The sequence below is a fragment of the Bacteroidia bacterium genome (assembly GCA_033391075.1).
Classification (GTDB): Bacteria; Bacteroidota; Bacteroidia; order J057; family J057; genus JAWPMV01.
Map to the genome: position 1 here is coordinate 220,491 of JAWPMV010000001.1, position 25,046 is coordinate 245,536.

The 25,046-nt window shown below is 42.9% G+C and carries 21 protein-coding genes; 11 read left to right on the forward strand and 10 right to left on the reverse strand.

What is annotated here, in order from left to right:
• Window positions 1–64 precede the first annotated feature (64 nt).
• Window positions 65–967: an ABC transporter ATP-binding protein gene (locus R8P61_00880; protein ID MDW3645598.1), complete on the forward strand. Its 903-nt coding sequence runs from the start codon at window positions 65–67 to the stop codon at window positions 965–967.
• Entirely contained in the window at window positions 957–4,538 is a 3,582-nt protein-coding gene (locus R8P61_00885; protein ID MDW3645599.1) for a M1 family aminopeptidase, read from the forward strand. Before R8P61_00880 ends, R8P61_00885 begins: the two co-directional genes overlap by 11 nt.
• Here R8P61_00885 and R8P61_00890 read toward each other — a convergent pair.
• Complete coding sequence (locus R8P61_00890; protein MDW3645600.1) at window positions 4,513–6,027, reverse strand: amidase; 1,515 nt, start codon at window positions 6,025–6,027, stop codon at window positions 4,513–4,515. The genes R8P61_00885 and R8P61_00890 overlap by 26 nt on opposite strands.
• Before the next feature lie 95 nt (window positions 6,028–6,122).
• Between R8P61_00890 and R8P61_00895 the strand changes: the two genes are divergently transcribed.
• Window positions 6,123–7,586, forward strand: a complete 1,464-nt coding sequence (locus R8P61_00895) for a CoA-acylating methylmalonate-semialdehyde dehydrogenase (protein ID MDW3645601.1) — start codon at window positions 6,123–6,125, stop codon at window positions 7,584–7,586.
• A 104-nt stretch (window positions 7,587–7,690) separates the two neighbouring features.
• On the opposite strand, the gene R8P61_00900 is transcribed toward R8P61_00895, so the two are convergent.
• The 7 genes from R8P61_00900 to R8P61_00930 all read right to left on the reverse strand — a co-directional run bounded on the left by R8P61_00900 (window position 7,691) and on the right by R8P61_00930 (window position 14,002).
• Complete coding sequence (locus R8P61_00900; GenBank protein MDW3645602.1) at window positions 7,691–7,924, reverse strand: hexameric tyrosine-coordinated heme protein; 234 nt, start codon at window positions 7,922–7,924, stop codon at window positions 7,691–7,693.
• Window positions 7,925–8,013: 89 nt separating this feature from the next.
• Window positions 8,014–8,814, reverse strand: a complete 801-nt coding sequence (locus R8P61_00905) for an AraC family transcriptional regulator (GenBank protein MDW3645603.1) — start codon at window positions 8,812–8,814, stop codon at window positions 8,014–8,016.
• A gap of 242 nt (window positions 8,815–9,056) precedes the next feature.
• On the reverse strand, window positions 9,057–10,139 hold the full coding sequence (locus R8P61_00910; protein MDW3645604.1) for a DUF4440 domain-containing protein: 1,083 nt from the start codon (window positions 10,137–10,139) through the stop codon (window positions 9,057–9,059).
• A gap of 81 nt (window positions 10,140–10,220) precedes the next feature.
• Window positions 10,221–10,637 (reverse strand): GNAT family N-acetyltransferase, encoded by a 417-nt coding sequence (locus tag R8P61_00915; protein ID MDW3645605.1) that lies wholly within the window; start codon window positions 10,635–10,637, stop codon window positions 10,221–10,223.
• Window positions 10,627–12,942 (reverse strand): TonB-dependent receptor, encoded by a 2,316-nt coding sequence (locus R8P61_00920; GenBank protein ID MDW3645606.1) that lies wholly within the window; start codon window positions 12,940–12,942, stop codon window positions 10,627–10,629. Before R8P61_00920 ends, R8P61_00915 begins: the two co-directional genes overlap by 11 nt.
• 4 nt (window positions 12,943–12,946) lie before the next feature.
• Window positions 12,947–13,519, reverse strand: a complete 573-nt coding sequence (locus tag R8P61_00925) for a type 1 periplasmic binding fold superfamily protein (GenBank protein MDW3645607.1) — start codon at window positions 13,517–13,519, stop codon at window positions 12,947–12,949.
• A gap of 96 nt (window positions 13,520–13,615) precedes the next feature.
• Entirely contained in the window at window positions 13,616–14,002 is a 387-nt protein-coding gene (locus R8P61_00930; GenBank protein MDW3645608.1) for a hypothetical protein, read from the reverse strand.
• A 128-nt stretch (window positions 14,003–14,130) separates the two neighbouring features.
• Here R8P61_00930 and R8P61_00935 point away from each other — a divergent pair, with 128 nt between their 5' ends.
• From R8P61_00935 to R8P61_00970, 8 genes are all read left to right on the forward strand, one after another.
• Window positions 14,131–15,612, forward strand: a complete 1,482-nt coding sequence (locus tag R8P61_00935; protein MDW3645609.1) for an amidohydrolase family protein — start codon at window positions 14,131–14,133, stop codon at window positions 15,610–15,612.
• Window positions 15,613–15,618: 6 nt separating this feature from the next.
• Window positions 15,619–16,704, forward strand: a complete 1,086-nt coding sequence (locus tag R8P61_00940; protein MDW3645610.1) for a hypothetical protein — start codon at window positions 15,619–15,621, stop codon at window positions 16,702–16,704.
• Window positions 16,697–18,181: a Na+/H+ antiporter NhaC family protein gene (locus R8P61_00945; GenBank protein MDW3645611.1), complete on the forward strand. Its 1,485-nt coding sequence runs from the start codon at window positions 16,697–16,699 to the stop codon at window positions 18,179–18,181. Before R8P61_00940 ends, R8P61_00945 begins: the two co-directional genes overlap by 8 nt.
• Window positions 18,182–18,233: 52 nt before the next feature.
• The gene (locus R8P61_00950; protein ID MDW3645612.1) at window positions 18,234–19,421 is read left to right on the forward strand and encodes an aminotransferase class I/II-fold pyridoxal phosphate-dependent enzyme; all 1,188 of its coding nucleotides are present in this window, start codon (window positions 18,234–18,236) and stop codon (window positions 19,419–19,421) included.
• A gap of 114 nt (window positions 19,422–19,535) precedes the next feature.
• A complete protein-coding gene (locus tag R8P61_00955) occupies window positions 19,536–20,678 on the forward strand; it encodes a helix-turn-helix domain-containing protein (GenBank protein MDW3645613.1) in 1,143 nt (380 codons plus the stop codon).
• A 66-nt stretch (window positions 20,679–20,744) separates the two neighbouring features.
• On the forward strand, window positions 20,745–21,116 hold the full coding sequence (locus R8P61_00960; GenBank protein MDW3645614.1) for a hypothetical protein: 372 nt from the start codon (window positions 20,745–20,747) through the stop codon (window positions 21,114–21,116).
• A 70-nt stretch (window positions 21,117–21,186) separates the two neighbouring features.
• A complete protein-coding gene (locus tag R8P61_00965; protein ID MDW3645615.1) occupies window positions 21,187–22,599 on the forward strand; it encodes a S41 family peptidase in 1,413 nt (470 codons plus the stop codon).
• Window positions 22,600–22,703: 104 nt separating this feature from the next.
• Window positions 22,704–23,069: a four helix bundle protein gene (locus R8P61_00970; protein ID MDW3645616.1), complete on the forward strand. Its 366-nt coding sequence runs from the start codon at window positions 22,704–22,706 to the stop codon at window positions 23,067–23,069.
• Between the two features lie 51 nt (window positions 23,070–23,120).
• Here the strand turns inward: R8P61_00970 and R8P61_00975 are convergent, their stop codons facing one another.
• Window positions 23,121–23,978, reverse strand: a complete 858-nt coding sequence (locus tag R8P61_00975; GenBank protein MDW3645617.1) for an NAD(P)-dependent oxidoreductase — start codon at window positions 23,976–23,978, stop codon at window positions 23,121–23,123.
• 177 nt (window positions 23,979–24,155) lie between these two features.
• On the reverse strand, window positions 24,156–25,007 hold the full coding sequence (locus tag R8P61_00980; protein MDW3645618.1) for an AraC family transcriptional regulator: 852 nt from the start codon (window positions 25,005–25,007) through the stop codon (window positions 24,156–24,158).
• Window positions 25,008–25,046: the final 39 nt, after the last annotated feature.

The following is a 25,046-nucleotide window of genomic DNA, read 5'->3' on the forward strand; positions in this document are numbered from 1 at the left end:
TTAATCATATTTTTTTGCGCTCCTTTCTTCCGGGCTTGATCTTGAGCTATCATCCAAAAAATTTATGACCAACGAACTGATCATTCATAATCTCTCCAAAACCTATAAAAATGGAGTCAAAGCTCTGGATGGGGTATCTCTCCGGCTGAGCAATGGAATGTTCGGACTTCTCGGACCCAATGGTGCCGGGAAATCCAGCTTGATGCGAAGCATAGCAGCTTTGCAAAGTCCGGACGAAGGAAGCATCCATTTCAATCAGGCAGATATACTGTCAGAACCTGATTTTATCCGGAAAGAGCTGGGCTATCTCCCACAGGAATTTGGGGTATATCCCCGTATTTCAGCCCTTGAACTCCTGGACCATTTCGCTATACTCAAAGGCATAGTAGATAAAAAGGCTCGCAGATCACAGGTCGATGCCTTGCTGGAACAAACCAATCTTTATAAGGATAGGAAAAAAGCAGTGAGTAGCTTTTCAGGAGGGATGAGGCAAAGGTTTGGGATTGCGCAAGCTTTGTTAGGGAGTCCGAAACTGATCATAGTTGACGAGCCTACTGCGGGACTGGATCCCGAGGAAAGGTATCGTTTCCATAATTTACTAAGTGAAATCGGAGAGCAGGTGATAGTCATCCTATCCACTCATATTGTGGAGGATGTCCGAGACCTCTGTAGTCGAATGGCCATCATGGCAGAAGGTAAATTGATTCAAGTGGGAAGTCCGGATGATTTGATTGCTGCCTTGAATGGAAAAATATGGAGAAAGACTATAGAAAAAAGCGCCTTGCCGGAGTATAAAGAATCCTTTAGTCTCCTTTCTTCCCGATTTTTCAGAGGAAAAATCCGCATCCATATTTATGAGGAAGAAAATCCGGAAAATGGCTTCGAATTGCTTCCTCCTGACTTATCGGATGTTTATTTCCATGAATTACAAGTGCTAAAAGGAAAGGAGGGCCATCATGCTGCCTAGTCTCTTGAAATTTGAGTGGCGTTATCATACCCATAAACTACTCTTTCTATTTGCCAGTTTGGCCTTTGCCTTTTTTGCTTTTGTCTTTTCTGTTGCTGGTTTTCGCCTTCCCCAGGTATATATGAATTCCCCCTATATGATCGCTTATATTATGGGAATACTTTCTATGGGTGCCATTTTCCCGGCTGTGGTTTTTACTTCAAATGCGATTTTGAGAGACAGGGATCATCGGATGGAGGAAATGGTTTACTCCAGCCCTATCTCCAAATGGCATTTTCTGTTTAGTCGTTTTATGGGCGTTTTTCTGGCCTGTTTTGCGAGCTTCGCCTGTATGCTGATTGGGCTATTGCTAAGTACCTATATGCCCTGGATTGATGCAGAAAAAGTAGGTGCTTTTCACCTAAGCTATTATCTCTGGCCCTTATTGGTATATGTACTTCCTAATGTGCTCCTCGCTGTATCTCTGGTTTTTCTGATTGCCTCTCTGAGCAAAAACCGGATCATGCTATACTTGAGCGGGCTGTTTTTGTATGTTCTTTATGTGCTGGCTTCTATGTATTCCAATGCTCCCTGGTTAGCAACAGCAAGTCCCGCTACAGTAGAGGCGATTTCTCTTTCCGCTAAACTGGATCCTTTCGGTATCTCCGCCTTTTTTGAACAAAGCCGTTATTGGTCGCACATAGAGCGGAATACAGAACTCACAGCTTTAAAAGGAAACTTCTTGACAAACCGGCTGCTATGGATCAGCATTTCTCTTCTTTCCTTTGGACTGGCTTATTGGAGATTTAGCTTCAGAAAGGCCAGGGAAAAGAAAAGAAGAAAAGTAAAACAGCATTCAGCCCCTATGCGAAGCATTCCATTGCTTCGAGTGGAAACTTTTTCTGCAAGTGCAGGGGCGCAAAGACTGGCCTTATGGTCTTCCTTTCAACTTGAAGTTAAAGCTATTTTCAAAAGCCTTTCCTTTCTTATCCTGATTCTCCTTTGGGCCTTAATCTATACCTCAGAAGCTCTCGACACTCTGTCTGGAGGGAGCCGCATGCCCGATGATTATCCTCTGAGTGGATTGTTGTTTGGCAATCTGATTGAAGTCATTCCCTTCTTTGGGATTGTGAGCCTGATCTTTTATAGCAATGAACAGATATGGAGGAGCCGGATTTTGAATGTCGATTTGCTCACCTACTCCTATCCGGTTCGCAATTATGTTTTCTTTCTGTCAAAATTCCTGAGCCTGGCCCTCATTCCTCTCTTGATGATCAGTCTCGCTATCCTGATAAATATTGGGATACAGTTGACTAAAGGTTTTCTGGATATAGACCTTGGCCTTTATCTTTCTGCCTACTATTATGCGGGTTTACCTCTTCTTTGTGTAGCGATTCTGGCCCTCTTTATTCAATCCCTTTTTAGCAGGAGGTATTTGGGAATGCTTATCACAGCTTTATTCCTCCTGATCACAAGTTCGCGATTGAGCAGTCTTTTTGGAATCAGGCATCCTTTACTCAAATATGCCCAGCCGCTTCTGGAAATCTCCTATTCAGAAATGAATGGATTTGGAATATATGCGGAGGCCTTTCACTGGCGCATGAGTTATTGGTTTGCCGTCGCATTTTTACTGGCTATTCTTTGTTTTGGATTATGGGGGCGAAAGTTAGAACAAGCTCTGTCAGACCGGATCCAGGTTTTTCATAGCCAAATAAATCGAAAGACTATTTTTCTTTCAGTCCTTAGTATCCTGATTGCCTTGAGTAGCGCTTCTTTCATTTTCTATAAAAGCAATATTGAAGAAAATTCTATGAGCCGGGAAGAGGCCCGAGATTGGAGCCAGGCCTATGAAGAGAAGTACAAAAGCTATGAAAATAATGTGCAGCCCATACCTGTCGATTTGTATACAGAAATTGAGCTTTATCCTGAAACACATTCCTATAAAGTCTATGTCCGCTATTTACTCAAAAACAAAAGTGAGAAAGCTTTGGGGCGGGCCCTGATGGGGCTAAGTTTTGAGGCTGAAATGGATTCCCTGCATTTTTCCAAAGGAGAAGTAGAAAGCTATGATGCGGACTTTGCCCAATATCAGCTCGTATTTCCGGATAGTTTACAACCGGGAGAAAGCTTTGAAATGCAAGCCTATTTCCATTCCTCCTGGAATGGTTTTCAATCCCATACAGCCTTTAATTCGATTGTTGAAAATGGTTCCTTTATCCGAATGAGCCGCTACTTTCCCTTCTTTGGGTATCACAGGGATTATGAATTGAGCAATGAAGAAGTGAGAAGAGCCCGGAATATGCCTCCTCAGGAATCAGCCCTTATCCCCTTCACAGAGAGTCCGGGAGATTCATTGCCCTATGACTATGATTTCATAGAACTGGAATATAAAATTTCTACTTCGGCAGATCAGCTGGCTTTGGGAGCAGGAAGCTTACTGAAGCAATGGACAGAAAATGGAAGGAATTTTTTCCACTATAAACTGGAAAGAGCTATCCCTTTTCGCTTTGCTTTTTCCTCTGCAAAATATGCCCTCACAAAAACAGAACATAAGGGCATCTCGATCGAGCTTTATTATCATCCGAAACATGCCTACAATACAGATAGACTGTTACAATCTGCGCGTCAAAGTCTGGATTATTGTATAGAGGCATTTGGTCCCTATCAATATGAGCACATACGCTTTGTCGAAGTTTCTGATTTTACTTCCGGTTTTGCGGCCACAGCGTATCCTAATACCCTCTTTATTCGTGAGAGCATGGGATTCTTTTCAGATATGCGGGAAAAAGGATCTCATGATATCGTCAATCAATTGGTTGCTCATGAGCTGGCGCATCAATGGTGGGGGGGACAGCTAAATACACCCAGCCAGGAAGGGGCAATTCTTCTCTCAGAAATGTTGGCGCAGTATACAGAGTTTATGATTTATGAACAGACATATGGAAAAACGGCTACAATTGATGCCCTGAATGTAGAGATGGATCTCTATCTGAGAGATCGGGCTTTTAGCGAGGAAGTTCCTTTGATCTCTGCTGCTTACGACCATCCACATATTCCTTATAGCAAAGGCGCCAAGGTCATGTATCAACTGAGAGAAATGATGGGAGAGGATAGCTTGAATTTAGCCCTCAAAAAGGTACTTCAAACATTTGCCTGGCCAGATCCTCCTCCCAGCTCTTTGGACCTGCTCGATGAGATTGTCAAACAAGCCCCGGATAGTTTAGAAGTCTTTATTCGGCAAATGTTTACCCAAATTCGGGTCTATGAGCTAAAGTTGGAGCAGGCTAGAATTCATGAGCTCGCGGAGGGGATTTATGAGGTGGAAATGGAAGTCATGGCCAAAATGTATGAAGGGGATTCTTTAGGAAATAAAAAGGAAATCAACTTTCAGATTCCCGTACAAATCGCGGCTTTGGGAGAGGGAGGAATTCAGGAACTCATCAGGATTGAATGGGTTGAACTTACTGAAGGGAAACAATCCTTCCGCATGCAGCTAAAGGAAAAACCCTACCAGTTGGCAGTAGATCCTTATATACTTAACATTGATGTAGACCGAATGAATAATTTTAAACAGATAAAGCAGGAGGATTGAATTTGGCAGAAAGTTGACTGGCAGATTCAAAAGCTTTTGCCAATTGCAATACTTCAAGGTCTGTCTGTGGCTTGCCGATGATCTGAATCCCCACGGCTAAGCCTTGTTTACTAAACCCACACGGCATAGAAATGATGGGAAGGCCGACAGTAGAAAGGATGCAACATATACTCATCCATTGGAGATAGTCTCTCATCTGGCGATCTCCAATTTTCTCCACATAATCCCATTCGATATCAAAAGGAAGAACCTGGGTAGTGGGGCAGACGAGGAAATCATGATGCTCAAAAAAGTTCATAAATTCACGGAAAATTCGCTGTCGGTTTTCATTTGCTTTGCAAATATCCATGGTGCTGACCGTTTGGTATGCATCCAGCATTTGATATTGGGCAATAGGGCCCATGTATTTCCGGATTCCTCCTTCTCCCAGGGCATTGTGAAAGGCGAATACATTACACCCCAAACTTACGGTTCGTAAGGTCCTAAATACACTCATGGCATCCCATATGCCTTTTTCGGGATCCGAACGCATGATATCAGGGTACCTATCACTGATTTCAATACCTATATCTTCAAAATACCCAAGAGCATTTTTGCAGACCTTTTTTATTTCATCCTCTACTGCTAAATGCCCAAAATCTGCTGTCCAACCAATCCGTATTCCTGAATGATCCTTTTTGAGAATTTCCCGAAACTGATCTCCGGATTCCTGAATGGATAGGGGATCATTTCTATAGGGGCCTGCCTGTACAGATAAGAGAAGTCCTATATCATCAACAGACCTTGCCATTGGACCTTCAGTTCCCATTCTTGCCGCCCAGCCTGCTTCTTTGCTCGGGATTCTGCCTATCGATGGGCGAAATCCAATGACATTGCAAAATGCTGCAGGGTTTCTCAAAGATCCTCCCAGATCGCTGCCATCAGCAATAGATACAATGCCAGCTGCCAGGGCTGCTGCGGCTCCTCCGCTACTTCCACCAGCAGATTTGCGTAGATCATACGGATTTCGGGTAGCTCCATAGAGGCTGTTTTTCGTATGGGAGCCAAAAGCAAATTCAGGAATGTTGGTCTTCCCAACATAAAGCACGCCTGCCTGCCGCATGCGAGCTGCGAGCAAACCATCTTCCTCCAATACTTCATTCAGGCACATGGCGGATAGTGCTTCTTCCTCTACACCCGCTGCCCAGCAAAAGGTTTGTTTCCAACCCTTTACCTCCAGCATTTCTTTTGCAGCTATCGGGATGCCATGTAGAGGCCCGATTTTTTCTCCTTTTGCAAGTTGCCGATCCGCTTCATCTGCCATTAACAATGCTTGTTCCTCATCCAGATAATCAATGATCGCATTGATCTTTGGATTGAAGAGAGAAAATTGCTGAAGATAGGATTGCATAAGTTCACGGGCAGAAAGTTGTCCCTCTCTTATGAGAGCTGCCAATGTACAAGCATCAAGATAGGCTAATTCCGTTATTTCAGGAATTGTTTTACGCATATAAGTAGTCCGTTATCGGTTCCCCGCTTTCTTCCAATTTATAGGATTTTTATTAGATTCACTCTTACACGCCCGTATTTTTAACAATTATCAACATGACTGGTCAAAATCAGGCTCCGATTACCCACAATTTTATAGATGGGGAGTTCCAAAAAGGACAAAGAAGTAAGCTGGAAGTCCTAAGTCCCATCGATGGCAAGCAGATCTCTGCAGTTGTTTTATCCGAAGTATCTGATCTGGATGCTGCGGTAAAAGCTGCGAAAGAGGCATTTCCCATTTGGTCCTCTAAAACCCTCAAAGAAAGGGTTCAGGTGTTTTATAGATTTCGACAGCTCCTTGAAAGTCATATGGAAGAACTTTCTGATATTATCCAGAAAGAGAATGGCAAAATACTGTCTGAAGCAAGGGCTGAGGTGATGAAAGGTATGGAGCTTACCGAATTTGCCTGCTCCTTACCGCAAATCATTCATGATGAAGTGCAGGAGGTCAGTAAAGGGATCGAATGTAGAACCACCCATGTTCCTGTGGGAGTGGTAGCTTCAATTACCCCTTTCAATTTTCCCGCGATGGTGCCCCTCTGGACTATCCCCAATGCGATTGCCCTGGGAAATTGCATGATCCTTAAACCTTCAGAAAAAACTCCAATTGCAGCGGGAAAGATCGCTGATCTGCTCTCGGAAGCAGGACTACCTCCAGGCGTGTTCAATGTGGTAAATGGAGAAAGAGAAATTGTGGAAGCGATTTGTGATCATCCTGATATTGAGGCTGTTTCTTTTGTGGGTTCTACCCGGGTTGCAAAAATCGTTTACAAAAGAGCTACCTCCAATCTCAAAAGATGTATGGCCTTTGGGGGCGCTAAAAATCACCTGATCATTCTTCCGGATGCCCATTTGGATATGGCTGCAAATATTGTGGCTTCCATGGCGGGTTGCGCAGGTCAAAGATGTATGGCTGCTTCGGCCATGGTGGCAGTAGGAAGTACGGATCATATTATTCAACGCATTTGTGAGGAAGCTGCGAAAATTAAAGCGGGCGAAAATATGGGTACCGTCATCTCCGCCGAAGCAAAGGAGCGCATAGAAAGTTACATAACAGAAGCAGAAGCTCAGGGAGCCAAAGTTTTGGTAGATGGACGTAATACAGTTGTCCCTGGAAAAGAAGGGGGTTTTTACGTAGGTCCAACTATCATAGATCAGGTTAAACCAGATATGCGTATCGCTCAGGAAGAGGTTTTTGGGCCGGTTTTGGTCATCATGAGAACCTCGGATATCGACGAAGCCATACGCATTGAAAATGGCTCAAATTATGGCAATGCTTCCTCCGTTTATACCCAGAATGGCAGTTTGGCCAATTATATTATGGATAGAGTGAGCGCAGGTATGGTCGGGGTGAATGTTGGGGTGCCTGTACCAAGAGAACCCTTTTCTTTTGGAGGCTGGAACCAATCTCGATTTGGAGTTAATGATATTACAGGTAAGGATTCAATCAACTTCTGGACGAAACTGAAAAAACGAACCACCAAATGGAATCCTGAAGACTGGAATGATTGGATGAGTTGATCCAAAGGCAAATAGGCGCCATTTCAGAAACAAGCTATATGTAAAAGTTCCGAAACGACTTAAGCCTACTTGCTAGTTTCAAATGGGTTAGATCGGATAAGGGGTTATTTCCAATAGTTGTTGGCTGCTGCTATCGTTTGGAAATTTAGCGCGATTACCTGTGAAGCTGCTGTTAGGCCTGACGCATTTTCCGCATAGTCTGTTCGTAAGCGTTTCAATACTTCCACATCCGGCTGGGTAGATTTTACGCCCATTCTGGAAAGTTTGATGGCCAGTTCAAACCCAGCCTGCGCATGTTCTGTGATGAGGCTTTTAAGCCATAATTCTTGCTGTTCCATAATTATATTTCCTGTTAAATAGGATATGAAACAAATCTACAGAATGACTGCAGGCACTAATAAGGACTAAAAAACCATTGTATGGACAATTATGTCAATCGGTTGCTTTTTAGCTGTCTTCTGAATTCGCTGGGACTGATACCACTATGTTTTCTAAATACCCTGCTGAAATATAAGGGATCATTGTACCCAACTTCATAGGCAATATCTTTTACTGGTAAATTGCTAAGGAATAATCGGTTCTTGGCAGCTGCGATTCTTTTGAGGTTTAGAATATTGATGAAACTATTGCCAAAGTAGGCCTTACACAGGCGATTGAAGGTGGATGGGGAAATATCTAATTCTTTTACATAAAAATCTGCAGAGGATTCCTTTCGAAAATTTTGATCGATCAATTGCTCAATTTGATGATGAAGATTGTCTTTGCTAAGGGAGAGTTGAAGGGATTTTCCTTTTTTAATCCGAACAGCTCTGATCAAAAATATCTTAAGCAGACTTGAAACCATATCCAATTGACCGATAGCCATCTGTTTCAATTCTTTTTGCAGGGATGTATAGAATCGAAACAACTTCCTGAACTCCTTTTCGCTGCATCGAAGCAAAAAGTCATTGAAGAAATTATTGAATAGAAAGCCCTGACAGCCAATATCTTTTGCGTGAATGTCAATGCAAAAAAAATCGGGATGAAACTGCACCAGTATACCTTCAAATTCCCCTTCTACGGAAAGTTGCTGATAGGGATAATAGAAAAGAATGTAATTGTCTTTTATCTCCGTCTTTTGCCCATCGATGATGAGCTTGGCATCTGCCTGAGTAAAAAAGAAAATGCCATAGAAATTGGGGTTCTGGAAAAGTGCCTGAAAGCTGGCTTGTGAAAGCGCCGATATCATCAGCACCTTTTCATTTGAATTATTGAATAAAGCCGACATCAGATACAAAAGAAAGTTCAAATTCAAGTGGAAAGCGCAAAGGGGCTGCTAATCTACATCCTTTCCTGGATTTTGAATTTAGGTCACTACTCGAAGGAATTAGCAATCTCTCCTCTCAGAGTAAGAAAGAAATCTTTGCATACAAAATTTTCAGCCCGAAAATATTTCTTAACACCAACACTCAAGCCCCACAATAACATACTTTACTCTCTTACCCGGTTCCAGATATCGAGATACATTTTCCAGACATCCGCTTCGACTTCTTTCCAGATAACAACATATTTCCCTTTCCATGAGGTCTCACTTCCATCAGTATTTTTGGTCTTGCCTTCGTAATAACCATAGTCATAGGCTTCATTTCCCATGATCCGGATCTCTTCCGGCATGAGTTTATGATAGGAAGTTTTACTTTTTCGATCGGCTGGTGGAATCCAATAAGCTCGTAAGTCAGCTTCTCCTTCCATAATGGGAGCATTATTGGGAAAGATTTTACCATCCGCTGTATAGGCGTCAATTACCGTATCATAATCGCCCTCTACCAAAGCTTTGGAAAATAGCCTCATATTTCTGCGGATGATATTCTGATCTTTTTCAAATACCCAATCCGGAATTTCAACATTAAGCTTTACTTCCAGTGTTTTAAATCTCCTGAGCAAACGATCATTGGCATATAAGTCAGTGATGAAAGGGAAAAGGAGGCCATCTACCTTCCGATAATCAGCAAAAGTCGTTTTGAATTCCACTCCTTTCCAACTTACGTCCTCGGAAAATTCAGAAATCATTTCCAATAAATAGGTTTCCGGATTGAGGTAATAGAACTGCTCATCAAGCTCCGATTTAGCCATTTTGATCTTATGAACCTTCTGCCCATTAAGCTCAGCCAGCCCTTCATAGCTCATCTGATGGCCTCGACTTTTCGCCAAAACCAACTCTCCATGAAATTCTGCTTCTTCGGCCATTTCTTTGTCTTCTCCTTCCGGCATAGGCTTGAGGCTATCATTTCGCATGATCCAGCCTTCCTTGCCATCATAGGATTTGATCCGGTCCCAATTTTCTGTCTCCAGGTCTATTCGGACTTTGTTGGGGAGTTTAACAGTGAGAACACTCCTGTAGGTAATGCCATTTCGCTCACTTTCATCCTTAATAATATGAGCATGCATCTTTTTCCAGGCATCAACTCCCCCCATCGCTTCGGCGTGTTTATCAAGGAGTTCATCCAGGCTTTGGGAATAAAGTTGAGGCAGGAACAATAAGCCCAGACTGAATAGGAGGATGAATTTTTTCATGGAATTCTATTTCTCACAAGGTCAGGAGAAAGTCGGGAATGCGGGAATCATTTGCAGATAAATTTGGGAAAGATAGCGGAATCAGGCTTTCCATATCCATTTTTCCATGCCCTCTTCTTCTTCCATAAAGCTAAATCCTGCCTGTTTAAAACAGTGAATGGAAGCTGTATTCTTTGGGTCAATATATGCGTGATACTGGGGGGCTAGTTTTTGAGATTGAAGGTGTAGCAGCATCTTATTCCCTAAACCTTTCTTTCTGTAATTTCCTTTGACCATGATCAGGAGATTGGCCCAGTCTTCTTCTAACTCAATCTCTGCAAAAGCGAGAATTTCCTCTTCTTTTACCCATACATAGGCCCATCGATTGGCATGTTCCAGGATCAATTCAAATTGTTTGCGAGGAGGATCAAAGCCACTTAAGTGGTGCCGAATTTCCGGATCACCAAACCATAAAAGCAATTGAGAAATGTCTTCTTTGGTAAACAGCCTAAAACTCATAGCGAATGCCTAGTCGGATATTTATTCCCAAATCGTCAGCATAATACCTGAGTCTATTGAGGTAGTCCCGGTAAACGGTATTCAGGATGTTTTCGGCTTGCAGAGAAAATGCAACTTTTGATTCTCCCAATTGGATATGACCTTCCCATTCAGCCCCTAATAAAAAGTAGGCATCGGGGGGAGCAAGAAAATCCTGTTCTGGAAGCAGACGATTTTGTCGAAATACATATTTTGCATTGATCGATAGGCGGTCGAAATGGAAATTGCCTTGCTCTTCCGGAAGAAAACTTATGGAACTAAAGAAGTTGTTGGCAGGCATATAAACCAGAGGGAGATCATTGCTGAGATCATGACCCCGGATGACTGAATATTTTGTGATCCACTCCCATTTTTCTACAGGCGTAAATTTAGCCAAGAGATCCCAACCCATAATTTGAGCTCCTGTCTGTTTATATCGAAAAACGGGAAAGGCACCCCGAATAGTGAGTCTGTATTCATCTTCGGGTTCGAGGAAAATATAGTTGTCAATATTTTGTAGATAGGCGGTTGATTCGAGGAAAAATTGCTTGCCCACAATAAGCGTGTTTGAAAGCACTGCTTTCATCGAAGTCTCTGGAATAAGGCTACGGTCTCCTTCTTCGATGCCTGAAACGCCCTGATGAAGTCCCTGGCTATACAATTCATTGATATCCGGGGAACGTTGTGCCATCCCAAGATTGAGGCGAGAAGTAAATTGGGAATTATGGGTAAATTTCAAACTTCCCAAAAGGGCATAATTATGATAGCTATGCTCAAAGCGCTCCACAAAAGCCGGTGGTCCTACATTGATGGTCGCAACCTGATATAATTGATAATCATAGCGCGCTCCCAACTCATACATGAGTCTGTTTTCTCCAGAATATAGCAAAGCGTATAAGGCCGAATTATACTTTCTGTAGTTGGGGATCAGGGGGAAGATACCGGTTTCCGGATTATTGTTGTTATCTACAAATTTCCCTTGTGTTCCCACTTTAAAACTGAGTCCTGATTCCAGGGTCTTTTGGTATTTGACGTCGGCAAAATGAGATTGAAGAAAGAGGCTAAGAGAAGGAATTTCAGACCGTCCGCTTCTTCGGACATCAAATTCTTTCCGATCATTCAATTGACCTCCATAGATAAAAGTCAGAGAACTTTGATCTGGAAAGAGAAAGTGATTTTCCCATTTTAGCAAATGATGCTGTACGACTTGTCTGGGAGGATTGATCTTGTAGGAGAAAGTGTCTGCTGTGAAAGCAGGAACCCTATTGCCTATTGCATTTTGCAGGTCAGTTAAATTGCCGATATGTGAACCTCTCAGGATGCCCAATTCTGTATTGAACAGGCTATAATAAAGTCTCGATTTCCACCAATAGTTGACATTTTTGTCCCATTGGGCTGCTATATTAGCTTCTCTGGTACCTGTATTAGTTAGAAAATAATTGGGGCTTCTTTGATCGCCGTTAAATTTCAAGCTTCCTGTAATCCTCCAGGCTCCCCAATCATCTGACTTCTCAAGCCGGCCTGCAAGGCTATGTCCCAATCCATTGCTTTGGAAATTGTAATTGATCAGGCCGTGGATGTGAGGATCGGGAGAAATATTGCCCGGACTAACTTTGATAATTCCTCCCAGGATATTTGAGCCGTATTCTACCGCTCCCACTCCTTTTACCACACTGATTTGCTGTGCCGTATTGGGGTCTATTTCCGGCGCATGATCATTTCCCCATTGTTGACCAGCTTGTGCTATCCCATTATTTAAAACAGCAACTCTATTTCCATACAGGCCGTGGATGACAGGCTTGGATATTCCTCCCCCTCCTTTGATTGTGCTGACCCCGGAAATCGATTCCAGCATTTGGGCGAGAGCCTTTCCACTTTCCTTCTGAATCTGTTCTTTACCTAATACCTTCTGGTTTTGTAGTTGTAAATCCGACCTGGCCTCTCCTTTTATCTGTACTTCCTCCAGAAATTCAATATGGTGCTTGAGGTAAAGGGTTAATAGTGTATCTCTACTAAGTTTTATGAAAAATCTATCAGTCTCTCCGCCCAAATGAGAAAGTTTTAAATGGTATTCTCCTTCACAAAGATTTTTTAAATGAAAGAAACCGGCAGAATCAGCTGTGATGCCTCCACCGGTTTCTTCTATGCTTATGTTTGTATATGAAAGAGGAGTTTTTGAAAACTCATCCTTTACATATCCTTTGATTTCGAGATCACAAGACTGTGCCCAGCTACTACTCAAACTTAGTATCTGGGACAGTACAAATATGTAAATACGAAGTCTCAAATTTTTATTGGATCAGGATGTCGAAGGTAACTTCAATATCAGTTTCTCCATCAGCATTGGTAATGTCTCCAATTGCTACACCTGTAGCGTCTTTCACTGGCTCATGGCGAAGGGTGATTTTTAGCGTTCCACTTCCCGCATCCCCGGTTGTAAAGGTTGTCATGATGCCAACAGGATTTCCATTTGCATCTGTATCTTTATAGGCAATCGTCGCATTTGCACCTCCTCCTAGTTCGAAAAAGAATTGGTGATCCTCATCCTCCTCAGCAATTTCTACCGTGATGTCCTCTGCAGGAGTCTCTTGTTTATTCAATAAAATAAGGGTTCCACTATAGGTGGTATTTGCCTTTAGGGGCTCTGTAAGATAGGAAGGAGGATTCCCTCCATCACCATCAAGGTCTTCAAAACTTAGTACTGCGTCGGCTCCTCCGCCATCAGGGATCAGGGTATATGCCAGCGTAGTAATTACTTCCTCTGGATTAGGAATAGGCGGCTCCTCGTCCTCACAAGCTACGAAAGAGAAAGAGATGGCCAGGATGGCAATCATGCCATAAAAGAATTTCTTTGAAGTAAACATGGGTTTAAGCTTAAAATGATAAAATGGTGTAAAGTCGGGATATAGTTATCCCGGCTTAGTCGAACCCAAGAGTTCAACTGATAGAGAAAGATGCGATCAGGAAAGAGGGGGGGCTCGAGGTGAGCGGTGGAAAATATTTGCCTGGGTAATGGCGAGAGGAAGATTTTCCTCCACTAATTCCAGCAAAAATTCTGCGGTAGCAATAAATGATTGCTCATCGTCCAGTTGATAATTCCGGATAAAGGCATCGCAAAGTTCACAACTTGGGTTGCTGGGGAGAAAATGTTCGCGATGATCACAACCGTTATTCTGAGCTGCATGATAAAGCGTCCTGTGGCATTCGTCCTGTTCAGCTTCTATTGTATGAACCACATGTTCTTCCTCATGCTCATGGCTGAGTTCATGAGAAATGTTGGATAGCATAAAGACAAAAAGATAGCAGGCAAGCAGGAGAATAGTCCCTGTTTGGCCTAATATGCTCATCTGCCTTTTTGCAAACATGTTGCAAATATATTTCATTTTGAGTCCGAAAGCAATTGCTACATATTCCTCCAATATTCCTAAATTCAGAAATCCCGACGAATCAGAAAGAAAAATCTATAAAAACTACTATGAACACTACACACAGAACTACTGTTTTTCTATTGCTACTATTCCAAATTCTTTTCTGCCCGGCTCAGTTGGATATTGTCCTGAAAGGGGGTAGGGTAATGGATCCGGAAACCGGCCTGGATGCCATTCGAAATGTAGGCATACGAGGAGACCGCATTGTGGAAATTAGCCGCGATGAACTGGAGGGGAAAGAGGTGATCGATGTTTCGGGCCTGGTTGTATCTCCAGGTTTTATTGACCTCCATGTACATGGCCAAACCAATGCTGCCCATAAATACCAGGCCAGAGATGGAGTAACCACTGCTTTGGAACTGGAAGGAGGGATGCCCTTTTTGAAAGAATGGATCAAAAGCAAAGAAGGTAAGACCATTGTTAACTATGGAGCTACTGTTCCCCATGCGCTTTTGAGGGCACTGGCGATGAAAGAATATCGCAACTACCTGGATCAGGCAAAAGATATCTTAAAAGAGAAGGGATTTGAAGCACCAGAGCTCTTTCGTTTACAAGCCAATCTTCAAACTGCGGGTTATCGTTCGCTTACAGAAGATGATCTGGTATATATGCGGGAACTTTTGTTGGAGGAATTGGAAAAGGGAGCTTTAGGGGTAGGGGTTCCTGTGGGTTACTATCCCGGAGCAACTGCAGGTGAAATTTATAAGGTCTACCAATTTGCTGCCGAAAAAGGAGTACCAGTTTTCTCACATACCCGTGGATTCGGGATGCCGGGGATTCAGGAAGCTATTTCTAATGCAACTGCCAGTGGAGCCCCACTTCATATTGTCCATGCAAATAGTCTCTCTCTAGGCGAAATACAGGTAACCCTGGACATGGTCGAAGATGCTCAAAAGAATGGACTGGATGTAACGACTGAGGTATATCCATATACAGCTGCTTCTACCTCTCTGGAGTCCGCCATTTTTGATGAAGGCTGGCAGGAGAAATTGGGCATTAGCTATGGGGATATTCAGTGGGAAGCGACTGGTGAAAGGTTGACGGAAGCCACTTTTAAAGAATATCGGGAAAAAGGAGGGATTGTAATCATTCACATGATGAAACCTGAATGGATAGAAAAAGGCATTGCTGATCCGCGGACTATGATCGGTTCCGATGGAATGCCTTATCATCCCAAAGCCCATCCTCGTACTGCCGGCACTTTCTCAAGAGTCCTGGGAAGATATGTGAGAGAGAAAAAAGTGATTGGCCTTATGGATGCCTTGCGTAAAATGACCCTGATGCCTGCCCAAAGATTGGAGGAGGTAGCTCCTTCTATGCATTTGAAAGGGCGCTTACAGGTGGGGGCAGATGCGGATATCACCATTTTCGATCCAGAGACCATTATTGATAAAGCAGATTTTAAAGGACTTCAGTATTCTGAAGGAGTTACTTATGTATTGGTGAATGGAGTCTTCGTGGTGAAAGAAGGCAAGAATGTTGAAGGCGCATTCCCCGGAAGAGCTGTAGTAGGAAAATATCGCAATTAATCCTCCATGAAAAATATCTATAAAACTTATATCGTTCCGGGCCTGTTATTTCAATCTATTGTTGTTGGAGGAGGCTATGGAACCGGTCGTGAGATCATCGAATTTTTCATGAGTAAAGGACCTCTGGGGGGCTATTTGGGAATCCTGGTTTCTATGGTCATCTGGAGCATCATCATCGCCATCGGTTTTGAATTGGCTCGTCGGTATAAACTCTATGATTATCGAAGTTTCCTCAAAAATCTATTAGGGAAAGGATGGATGCTCTTCGAATTGGTGTACATTGCCAATTTGGTCATCGCTGTTGCTGTGGTAGGATCGGCTTCGGGAGAGTTATTGTTTGAGATGACGGGCTGGTCGAAAATGGTCGGTACGCTCCTGATGGTAACAGTTGTGGGCTATCTCGTTTTCAAAGGGAGTAAACTCATTGAAAAAGCCCTGTCTACCTGGTCTTTGGTACTCTATGCTGCCTATTTGATCCTGATTATAGCAGCAGTTTATAAATATGGAGGAACTATAGCAGAGCAAATGGGCGTATCCAAGCCGGATGCTCCCTGGTTGACTGGTGGCTTTCAATATGCCGCTTACAATCTGGCTGCTTTACCCGCTATCCTCTTCATCGCCGGTAATTTTAAGAACCGTAAAGAAGCCATGACTGCTGGCTTATTGGCCGGACCCCTGGCTATGCTACCCGCGATTTTTATTTATACATCCATGTTGGCCTTTTATCCGGGCATCCTGACGGAAGCTATCCCTGCGAACTTTCTGATCGGTCAATTGGATTGGCCCATCTTTCAATTAATCTTTCAACTCATCCTCTTTGGTACTTTTATCGAAACGGGTACAGGCATGATACATGGATACAATGAAAGAGTGGCTGGGGTTTATAAAGAAAGGGGAGAGGAAATGCCCGCTTATATGCGATTAGCGATTGGAGTTGTTATTCTGATATTGGCAATATTCTTTGCGGATTTAGTCGGACTTATTGACCTCATTTCAAAAGGCTATGGCTATCTGACCTGGGCATTCTGGATCGTTTTCTTATTGCCATTATTAATCCTCGGTTCTCTCAGAATATTTGGCAAGAATGAATGAACCGCAAATCCCTAAAGCAGAAGAAAGAGATATCAGCTTCTGGCAAGCATTATTTCCCGTAGCGAGTTTACTCTTGCTGATTATTTATGGCTTGATTCTTCGTCCCAAAGTATTTGGGCAATCCCAAATCCCGTTGGAAATCGTATTCCTGCTGGCTGCTTCTATTTCTGTCGCACAATTGTTTTATTTGGGCTTTTCCTGGAAAACCATTCAGTCGCATATGGTAGCTAAGTTGGCTAAAGCTATGCCCACCTTCCTTATCCTATTTGCGATTGGAACCATTATAGGAAGCTGGATCATCTCCGGAACCATTCCGATGTTTGTCTATTATGGGATTAAGTCCATCAATGCCTCCTATATCTACATCATTTGTTTTGTGGTCCCTATTATTTTTTCCTCCCTTACAGGTACTTCCTGGGGATCGGTGGGAACGATAGGAGTGGTATTGATAGGGGTAGCTGGAGCGATTGAAGCGGATTTAGGCATAGCTGCCGGAGCAATCATTGGAGGGGCCTTTTTCGGAGATAAACTTTCCCCCCTCTCAGACACTACCAATATCGCCGCGCTGGCTGTAGAAATAGATGTCTATGATCACATTCGCTCCATGTTGTGGACGACCCTTCCTTCCGCAATTCTGGCAGGAATCATATTTTTTGTCATGGGCTTTTTGGCTCCTCCAGCCAGTTTGACGGGAGGAGATTATAGCCAGGTTGAAAGAACTTTGGAAGGCATAGATGCCTTATTTGAATTTAACATCCTACTGCTTGTACCTCCCATCATCGTTCTGTATGGCTCGATCAAAAAGATTGCAACTTTACCCGTATTGATTAGCTCATCCATTACGGCCTGTATCCTTGCCCTGATCTTTCAGGACTTTCGTTCAGAGGATGTGATCCATGCCTTTTACAAAGGATTTGATACCAGCATGGCGAGCTGGGTGGGCGTGGTTCCTGAGAATGTTGCGACTTTATTCAATAGAGGAGGTCTATACGAACTCAATGATCCCATTGTGATTTCTCTCATTGTTTTTTGCTTTGTGGGAAGTATCGATACCATACAGGCCATGCCACGGATTGTGAGTCGGGTATTTTCTTTTGCTAAAAGTCGTTCGGCAACCATTATATCCGCTCTTTTATCAACAGGACTCAGCAATTCGATGACTTCCAATCAATATGCGGCCAGCTTCATTGTAGGAGATGCCTTTCTGCATAAATTTGACCAACTGAAAATTCCCCGAAAAGTCCTGAGTAGATCGATCGAAGATATGGGGACCATGCTGGAAAGTCTGGTGCCCTGGCATACTACTTCGGTTTTTATGGTCGCGACTCTAGGGGTGCCTTTGGCAGACTTTTGGAATTGGCAATTGCTGTCCTTATTTAATTTTGTAATGGCATTCTCTTTGGCTTTGACGGGGATTGGATGTTTTTATGAAGAGTCTTCTGACTTATTGACGGCAAAAAGTCAGCAAAAAGGCTAAAAATGCTAATGCCAGCTCACTTGGGTGGCAGGATTTGAACGGAAATTTAGTTATGGCAAAAAAAAGAAAAATAGAAACGGATCTTGCTCATTTTGGAGAAGAGAGGAGTGAATATAGAGGGGCAGTTGTACCACCGATTTTCCAGAATTCGCTCTTTACTTTTCAGGATTGGGAGGGAATAGATGAAGCATTTGATGATCGGGTGAATACGCCGATTTATAGTCGAGGTATGAATCCTACCGTTGCTCTGGTGGAAAAGAAGATCGCTAGATTGGCAGGTGGAGGAAAGGCCAAGCTTTTTGCTTCAGGTATGGCAGCCATATCAGCAGGCGTTCTTCATTGTGTGAAAGCAGGGGATCATGTGATTGCCTTGAAGAATGTTTATGGCCCCGCCAATAACTTTATGAATGTCTACCTCCGGGAGAAAATGGGACTTGAGCTCAGTTTTGTAAGTGGTGAGAAAGTCTCGGATTTCGAAGAGGCGATTCAGGAAAATACGGCTCTTATCTATTTGGAGAGTCCTTCTTCAGCTGTATTCAGTTTGCAGGATATTGCAGCTGTAGTGGCTCTGGCGAAAAAACATGGAATCAAGACCTTGATCGATAATACCTGGGCCAGTCCCATCTATCAAAAGCCTTTGGCTATGGGGGTAGATATCGAGATGCATTCCTGCTCCAAATATCTGGGCGGGCATAGTGATATAGTTGCCGGTGTCTTGATAGCCAGTGAGGAGATTATAGATGAAATCCAGGTCAAAGAATATGAATTGCTGGGGGCGAAAATGGCTCCTTTCGAAGCCTGGCTGATTCTCCGAAGTTTACGTACCCTTCCCATGCGTATGGAAAAGCATCAAGCCAATGCCTTGGAAGTCGCTCAATTCCTCCAAAAGCACCCCAAGGTCAAAAAAGTGCGTTATCCGGGTCTTCCCGACTTTCCCCAATACGAACTGGCAAAAAAACAGATGAAAGGCTTTACCGGACTCATGGGCTTTCAACTGGATACAGAGGAGCTAGATGAAATCAAAGCCTTCTTCAATACACTGGAAGTCTTTCAAATTGGGGTAAGCTGGGGAGGACATGAAAGCCTTATCTATGCCCCTGCAATTTCCTATGTAAAAGAGCTAAGCGAAGAGCAATTTAAAGCCATGGGCATTTCCAAAGGTGATATGCGGATATCAGTAGGGCTGGAACATGTGGAGGATCTGATAGAAGATTTAGAGAGAGGCTTAGAAGCCTTTTAAGGTGTTCTGGTGTTCTAGTGCGCTTGTATTCTCGCTAATTCAATTAAAACACCAGAACACCAGAACACGTCTTCCCCCTAACTCTCGTTTATCCCATAAAGTCCCAGCTTTCCCATGACCTTAATAAGCAGTTTCATATACACCGCAGGTATCCTTGCCTGTCTGCTTATCCTCATCATACTCTTTCGGTCGAGGAAAAAGGGACGTTCTCATCTTATCCTTTTTAGCATATTCTTTTTCCTGTTTTTTGTGCCCCTCGCGGCCTATGCAGAATTGCATCAACTGACCTTTTTAAAAGGCCTGGCTTTTCTTTTTGCTGACTCTCTAGGTTTTGCTTTGGGGCCTTTGCTGTATCTCTATATCAGGAGTCTTTATAGTGAGGAGTTTGGGCTTCGTAAATTCTGGATACACTTGCTTCCACTTGTCTTTTATCTGATTTTTATTTCATTCCCTCGCTGGTTGGATATCTGGATGCCGGATATTTCCCCCAATTATGTGCAGCTAATTGATAAACTGGAACCTTTGCTTCAGCTTCAGGCTTTTTACCTGATTGCCTATTGTCTTGCTTCCTTAATCTTACTTAAGTCTTATCGGAAACTCTTGGAACAAAATTTCTCTCAATTGCATGAGAAGGAACTCCTATGGGTAAGGTATTTATTGATCGGTCTTATCCTTACCCTCATCATTAATCTTTTAGTTGCCCTCTATACCTATACCCAGAGGCCTATTAGCTTCAATCCCAATTTTTTTACTGATACCAGCCTGATTCTATTGATTTTCTATCTGGGCTATAAGGGCATCACTCAATCTCGGATCTTATTACCCGCTTATGTATTCGAAGTGAAAGAAGATCAGAAAGAAGTAAGTAGCGGTATCAACCCTCACCATTTATCCAATGCTTCTGAGGAGGAGATAGAAGACTTGAAATCAAGTCTGGAAAAAGCATTAAAAGAGGATAAGCTATTTCTGAAAGAAGACCTCAGTCTGGGAGAATTGGCAGGACACTTAGGAACGACAGATAAGAAACTCTCTGCTTTACTCAATCAGGTGCTGGAGCTCAATTTTTTCGAACTCATCAATGAGCATCGGGTAGAAGAGGTAAAACAGAAGATGCAAAGCCCTGAATATTCTCATTATACCTTGCTGGCCATTGCTTACGAAAGTGGCTTCAAGTCCAAAAGCAGTTTCAACCGCATCTTCAAAAAGAATACCGGTCGATCTCCATCAGCTTATAAAAAAGAAAGTACCAAACTATAGGTGCCAATGCTTCCATTGGAGCGTTTTCCCGCTTTTTGAAGCTCATTTTGCAGAAAAATCAAGCAAATGAGAAAAATTCAAAATTACCTGAGCTGTCTGTTGATCCTTTTGATGGTATCAGCCTGTGACGAACCTTCTATCAGTTCCCTGAGTGTAACAAGCTCCCTGGATGGCAATCTTCAAAGCCTTGCTTCCGGCGATACCTTCGAACTTACTATAGAAGCCAAAGACGACGATGGGATCGATTTTGTAAAAATCGAATCTTCCCTTCTTGATCTGGAGTTATTGTATGAAAACATTGGGCAAAAGGAATGGAAACTGACGAAAGAAATTGAAATCAAAGCCGGCACAGCTTCGGGAGAAGCGGAAATCAGGGTTAGGATGAAAGATGATGCCGGAGAGGAAAAAGTTTCTTCCAGCTTTTTAAGTATTCAGTAAGATCATGAAGGATGGCGGTATTTCCCGACTAGATGTAGGGAAGCCGCCCCTTTTCTCTAGTTCAACAAAAATGAAAAACCTAATAATCTTGCTCCTCTTGCTTAGCCAGTTCGGATATCTACGATCTCAGACTTTGGAAGAATTATCCGTGAAACAGTTGCAGGAGGATTTTCAGGTGTTTCGAGGGCAATTGGAAAAAGTACATCCCGGATTGTACACCTACAGCAGTAAAGAGAAGCTGTATGGGATTTTTGAGGAGATTAAAGCGAGACTCAATGAGCCTATGTCTCAGATAGATTTTTATAGAGCATTGCTTCCTATTCTTCGACCCATTGGAAATAATCACACAGAAATACAGGCACCAGATGCTTATAATGAACAATTGATAAATGACTTGCCTCGTTTCCCTTTTCGGCTGTATCATGATAAGGCTAAACTTTACGTTCTGGAAGATTTAAGTCGGGAACAGGAAATTGGAGTAGGAGCTGTTATAACTCGTATGAATGGGAGAGATATCCTGGAGATTTTCGAGGAGATGAAAGCCTTGTATAGAGTGGATGGCTTCAATGAGAGTAGTCCCAATTGGGCGCTTTCTGTAGTTTTTAGTCGAAAGTATGCGCAGTTTTTCGGTACTCCAACTAGCTATGATCTGGAATATGTGGATCAGAAAGGGAAAAAAAAGCGGACCACTATATCCGGTATCCCACAGATTGAGTTGCAGGAAGCTGCTCAAAATTTAAAGACGCCCAATCTATTTGGGCATGGAGAGAAATATCAATTCAAGTTTATAGAAGATGTGGCCTATTTGAAAATTGCTTCCTTTCAACCGGAAAAAGCCAGAACATATATCAGCTTTCTGAAGGACAGCTTTAAAAAAATCAAAGAAAAAGGCAGCCAAAAACTTATCCTCGACCTTCGCAACAATGGAGGAGGCTATCCGGAAGCGAGTTATAAATTGCTTGCCTATCTGATCAAGGAAAGCATTCGTCCTGCTATACTGGAATATGCAAAGGTCGACAAAATCGAAGATGCCCAGTACTATGAAAAGGATTTTTTCTTCAAGCACTTTCATAAGCAAAACCTGATTTGGCGGAATGGGAGGTATGAGGGGAAGGCGGCACCCAAAATACAGATAAAGCCTGAGGCGCTTGCGTTCGATGGTGAATTGATTGTCTTGATCAACGCTCGTAGTTCCTCTGCCACCGGCGAGCTGTTAGGCCAAATAAAAACCCATACAAATGCTAGCTTTATCGGTACAGAAGCTGGGGGAAATTGTGTAACGCAGGTCGCCAGTGATCTTCTGACCCTTGTACTTCCTCATTCTGGTATCAAAGTTACCCTCCCTGCCATCAAGTCCCTTATGCGCGTCAATTTTGAAAATACCGGACATGGCGTTCAGCCGGACATAGAAATTCTACCAAGCGTTCAGGATTTGTGGGAGGAAAGGGATGTGGTGTTGGAGAAAGCTCTGGAAAAGGGCTAATGGTGTTAAGGTGTTCTTGTATTCTCGTGTTCTGGAATTTTTTTAGAGACCATGTTGTTATATGTAAATCATATGGGGACTAATAAGAAAAACACCTATATGCTATGGCAAGTATTAAAAGATTTGAAGAATTGGAGTGCTGGAGATCCGCAAGAATGTTAACGAAGGAAATCTACTTGATTTCAAATAAAGGAAAGCTTAGCAAAGATTTCGAAATAAAAAATCAACTAAGATCCGCAGCTCTTTCTCTCATGAATAATATAGCGGAAGGCTTTGGTAGGTATAGCGATAAAGAATTCATTAGATTTTTAAATGTTGCTCAAAGCTCTGGTTTAGAAGTTCAGAGTATGCTGTATCTAGTGGAGGATTTGCATTACCTAAACCAGGATGAGCTAGAAAGTTTAAGGAAAGAGGTCGATAAAACCATATCGTTGACATTGGGGCTATTACGGTATATAAACAACAAGTAAATAATCCCCTCCAGAACACCAGAACACCAGAACACCAGAACACCTCCCTCTTTACCCTTCCATAAACCTATGAATCGCCGCAAAGTCTAATCTACCCAATCCCTGCTTTTTTGCCTGTGCATAAATCTCCTTAGCCACATTGGCCATCGGAAGGGGTTGATTCTCTTCATAGGCAGAGAGAGCTGCTAGTTGAAGATCTTTATGCATAAGTTCGAGGGGAAATTGAACCTCATAATCGTTCTTGCGGATCATCTCAGCTTTGAATTTGGTGAAGGGAGCGGATACCACCAGATTTGGGAGTGTATTTAGGAGGAAGTCTTTATCCAGACCCATCTTTTCGCCCAATAAAACGGTCTCTGAAAAAATAAGCATGGATTGAGCGAGCAGGGAATTGACCAGCATTTTGAAGGAAGCGCCTTTGCCTGATTCACCTATATGAATGACTTTCTTCCCCATTTGCAGGAGCATGGGTTCTATTTCCTTTATTTCAGCTTCTTCTCCTCCTGCGAAAAATACCAGTTCGGCATTTTCTGCATGTGGCTTTGTGCCAGCTACAGGAGCATCAATAAAGAGCATCCCGGCTTCCTCGGCAGCCTCTTTTGCTTTGGATGAAAAGGAAGGGTTTACGGTAGAGCAATCGATCCATCTTGCACCCCTCTTCATTTGGGATAATCCTCCGCTTTCACCAAGCATCACGGATTCTACTACCTCTGGATTGGAAAGCATGCTGATTACCGTATCAGCTTCTTGAACAGCTTCTGCGATGTTTTGCGCCCTCTTTGCTCCCAGGGCTTCCAATTCTTTGGCAGGTCCTTCCGAACGATTGTAAACGATGAGATCCTGTCCCTGCTTGAGCAGATTTTTTGCCATGCGGCTGCCCATGATTCCGAGTCCGATAAATGCGATCATGATAAAGAGGTGTTATAGTGTTAGAGTGTTGTAGTGTTAGAGGGATTTAGTGAGTTTGGGAGCTTAGGCCTTTACTCAAATACCCTAAAACACAAACACGCTTCAAAACTAGCTTTTGAATCTCTGTTGAAATGACGGCTTTCAATCAGAATGTCGGGAAATGATCAGAAACTGAAATTAGAGGCTGGAAAGTTTTCTGGGCGTATGGCCAAATTGTTTTTTGAAGCCCTTGATAAAATGAGAAGTACTTTCGTAGCCGACTTCCTGCGCGACTTCTGAAACGGACATATTACTTTTTTGAAGCAAGTCCGCTGCTTTGTCTAATCTCTGGCGAATGATCCACTTGCGGGGAGAAGTCCCAAATTTGAGCTTGAATTCTCGGCGGAAACTTGCAGGACTACGGCCAGTCAAATAAGCAAAGTCTTCTATACTCAGAGATTTGTCAAAATTTTCCTCCATGAAGCTATGCAAACCTCTTGATTTAGCTTGAAGCAATCCACGGAGTTTTTGCTCTGTTTTTCCGCTTTCATCATGGCTGATCAGTGCAGAGAATAGTTCCCAGGCTTTGATGTCAAAAAAGGTCGGAGAGGTATTTAGCAGGCTGCTGTGAACTTGTTCGACAGACTTCCAGAAATGATGAAGGTATTCAGGAGCTTGTAGTTTGAAAAAAGCGCTCTGTTCCGGACGTTGTCTACTATCGTGAAGTTTCAGGACTTCCCTGAGAATTTCGTCCGAAAAGAACAAAAGGCATACCTCAAAATGTCCATCCTCAGCTATCATATCTGTAATGGTGTACAAGCCCTTTTTGATAATTGCTATTTCCCCCTTTTGGACACCTAAGATTTCTCCTTCATAAGCCTCTATTCTTTGATGACCCTCAATCACAAAACTCAGAGCATGCATAGAAAGGAAACTCTGCTTTCCCTCCAGAGATGTATCCAAACTTTTCCGGAGCAAAACCAGTTGTTTACTCTGATGGAAAAGCTTAACAAAATCAAGCTTCAGTAATCTCTGAGGGGTAGTTCTCATAAATTTTTGCTAATTTGTAAAGAAATCTATCTGGGCATA

Bases quoted from the DNA above. Each gene is read 5' to 3' on its own strand.
- R8P61_00950 (MDW3645612.1), top strand. From the start codon at position 18,234: ATGGCAAAAAAAAGAAAAATAGAAACGGATCTTGCTCATTTTGGAGAA.
- R8P61_00935 (MDW3645609.1), top strand. From the start codon at position 14,131: ATGAACACTACACACAGAACTACTGTTTTTCTATTGCTACTATTCCAA.
- R8P61_00955 (MDW3645613.1), top strand. From the start codon at position 19,536: ATGACCTTAATAAGCAGTTTCATATACACCGCAGGTATCCTTGCCTGT.
- R8P61_00915 (MDW3645605.1), bottom strand. From the start codon at position 10,637: ATGAGTTTTAGGCTGTTTACCAAAGAAGACATTTCTCAATTGCTTTTA.
- R8P61_00970 (MDW3645616.1), top strand. From the start codon at position 22,704: ATGGCAAGTATTAAAAGATTTGAAGAATTGGAGTGCTGGAGATCCGCA.
- R8P61_00940 (MDW3645610.1), top strand. From the start codon at position 15,619: ATGAAAAATATCTATAAAACTTATATCGTTCCGGGCCTGTTATTTCAA.
- R8P61_00910 (MDW3645604.1), bottom strand. From the start codon at position 10,139: ATGAAAAAATTCATCCTCCTATTCAGTCTGGGCTTATTGTTCCTGCCT.
- R8P61_00905 (MDW3645603.1), bottom strand. From the start codon at position 8,814: ATGATATCGGCGCTTTCACAAGCCAGCTTTCAGGCACTTTTCCAGAAC.
- R8P61_00975 (MDW3645617.1), bottom strand. From the start codon at position 23,978: ATGATCGCATTTATCGGACTCGGAATCATGGGCAGCCGCATGGCAAAA.
- R8P61_00895 (MDW3645601.1), top strand. From the start codon at position 6,123: ATGACTGGTCAAAATCAGGCTCCGATTACCCACAATTTTATAGATGGG.
- R8P61_00960 (MDW3645614.1), top strand. From the start codon at position 20,745: ATGAGAAAAATTCAAAATTACCTGAGCTGTCTGTTGATCCTTTTGATG.
- R8P61_00885 (MDW3645599.1), top strand. From the start codon at position 957: ATGCTGCCTAGTCTCTTGAAATTTGAGTGGCGTTATCATACCCATAAA.
- R8P61_00880 (MDW3645598.1), top strand. From the start codon at position 65: ATGACCAACGAACTGATCATTCATAATCTCTCCAAAACCTATAAAAAT.
- R8P61_00945 (MDW3645611.1), top strand. From the start codon at position 16,697: ATGAATGAACCGCAAATCCCTAAAGCAGAAGAAAGAGATATCAGCTTC.
- R8P61_00925 (MDW3645607.1), bottom strand. From the start codon at position 13,519: ATGTTTACTTCAAAGAAATTCTTTTATGGCATGATTGCCATCCTGGCC.
- R8P61_00900 (MDW3645602.1), bottom strand. From the start codon at position 7,924: ATGGAACAGCAAGAATTATGGCTTAAAAGCCTCATCACAGAACATGCG.
- R8P61_00890 (MDW3645600.1), bottom strand. From the start codon at position 6,027: ATGCGTAAAACAATTCCTGAAATAACGGAATTAGCCTATCTTGATGCT.
- R8P61_00965 (MDW3645615.1), top strand. From the start codon at position 21,187: ATGAAAAACCTAATAATCTTGCTCCTCTTGCTTAGCCAGTTCGGATAT.
- R8P61_00930 (MDW3645608.1), bottom strand. From the start codon at position 14,002: ATGAGCATATTAGGCCAAACAGGGACTATTCTCCTGCTTGCCTGCTAT.
- R8P61_00980 (MDW3645618.1), bottom strand. From the start codon at position 25,007: ATGAGAACTACCCCTCAGAGATTACTGAAGCTTGATTTTGTTAAGCTT.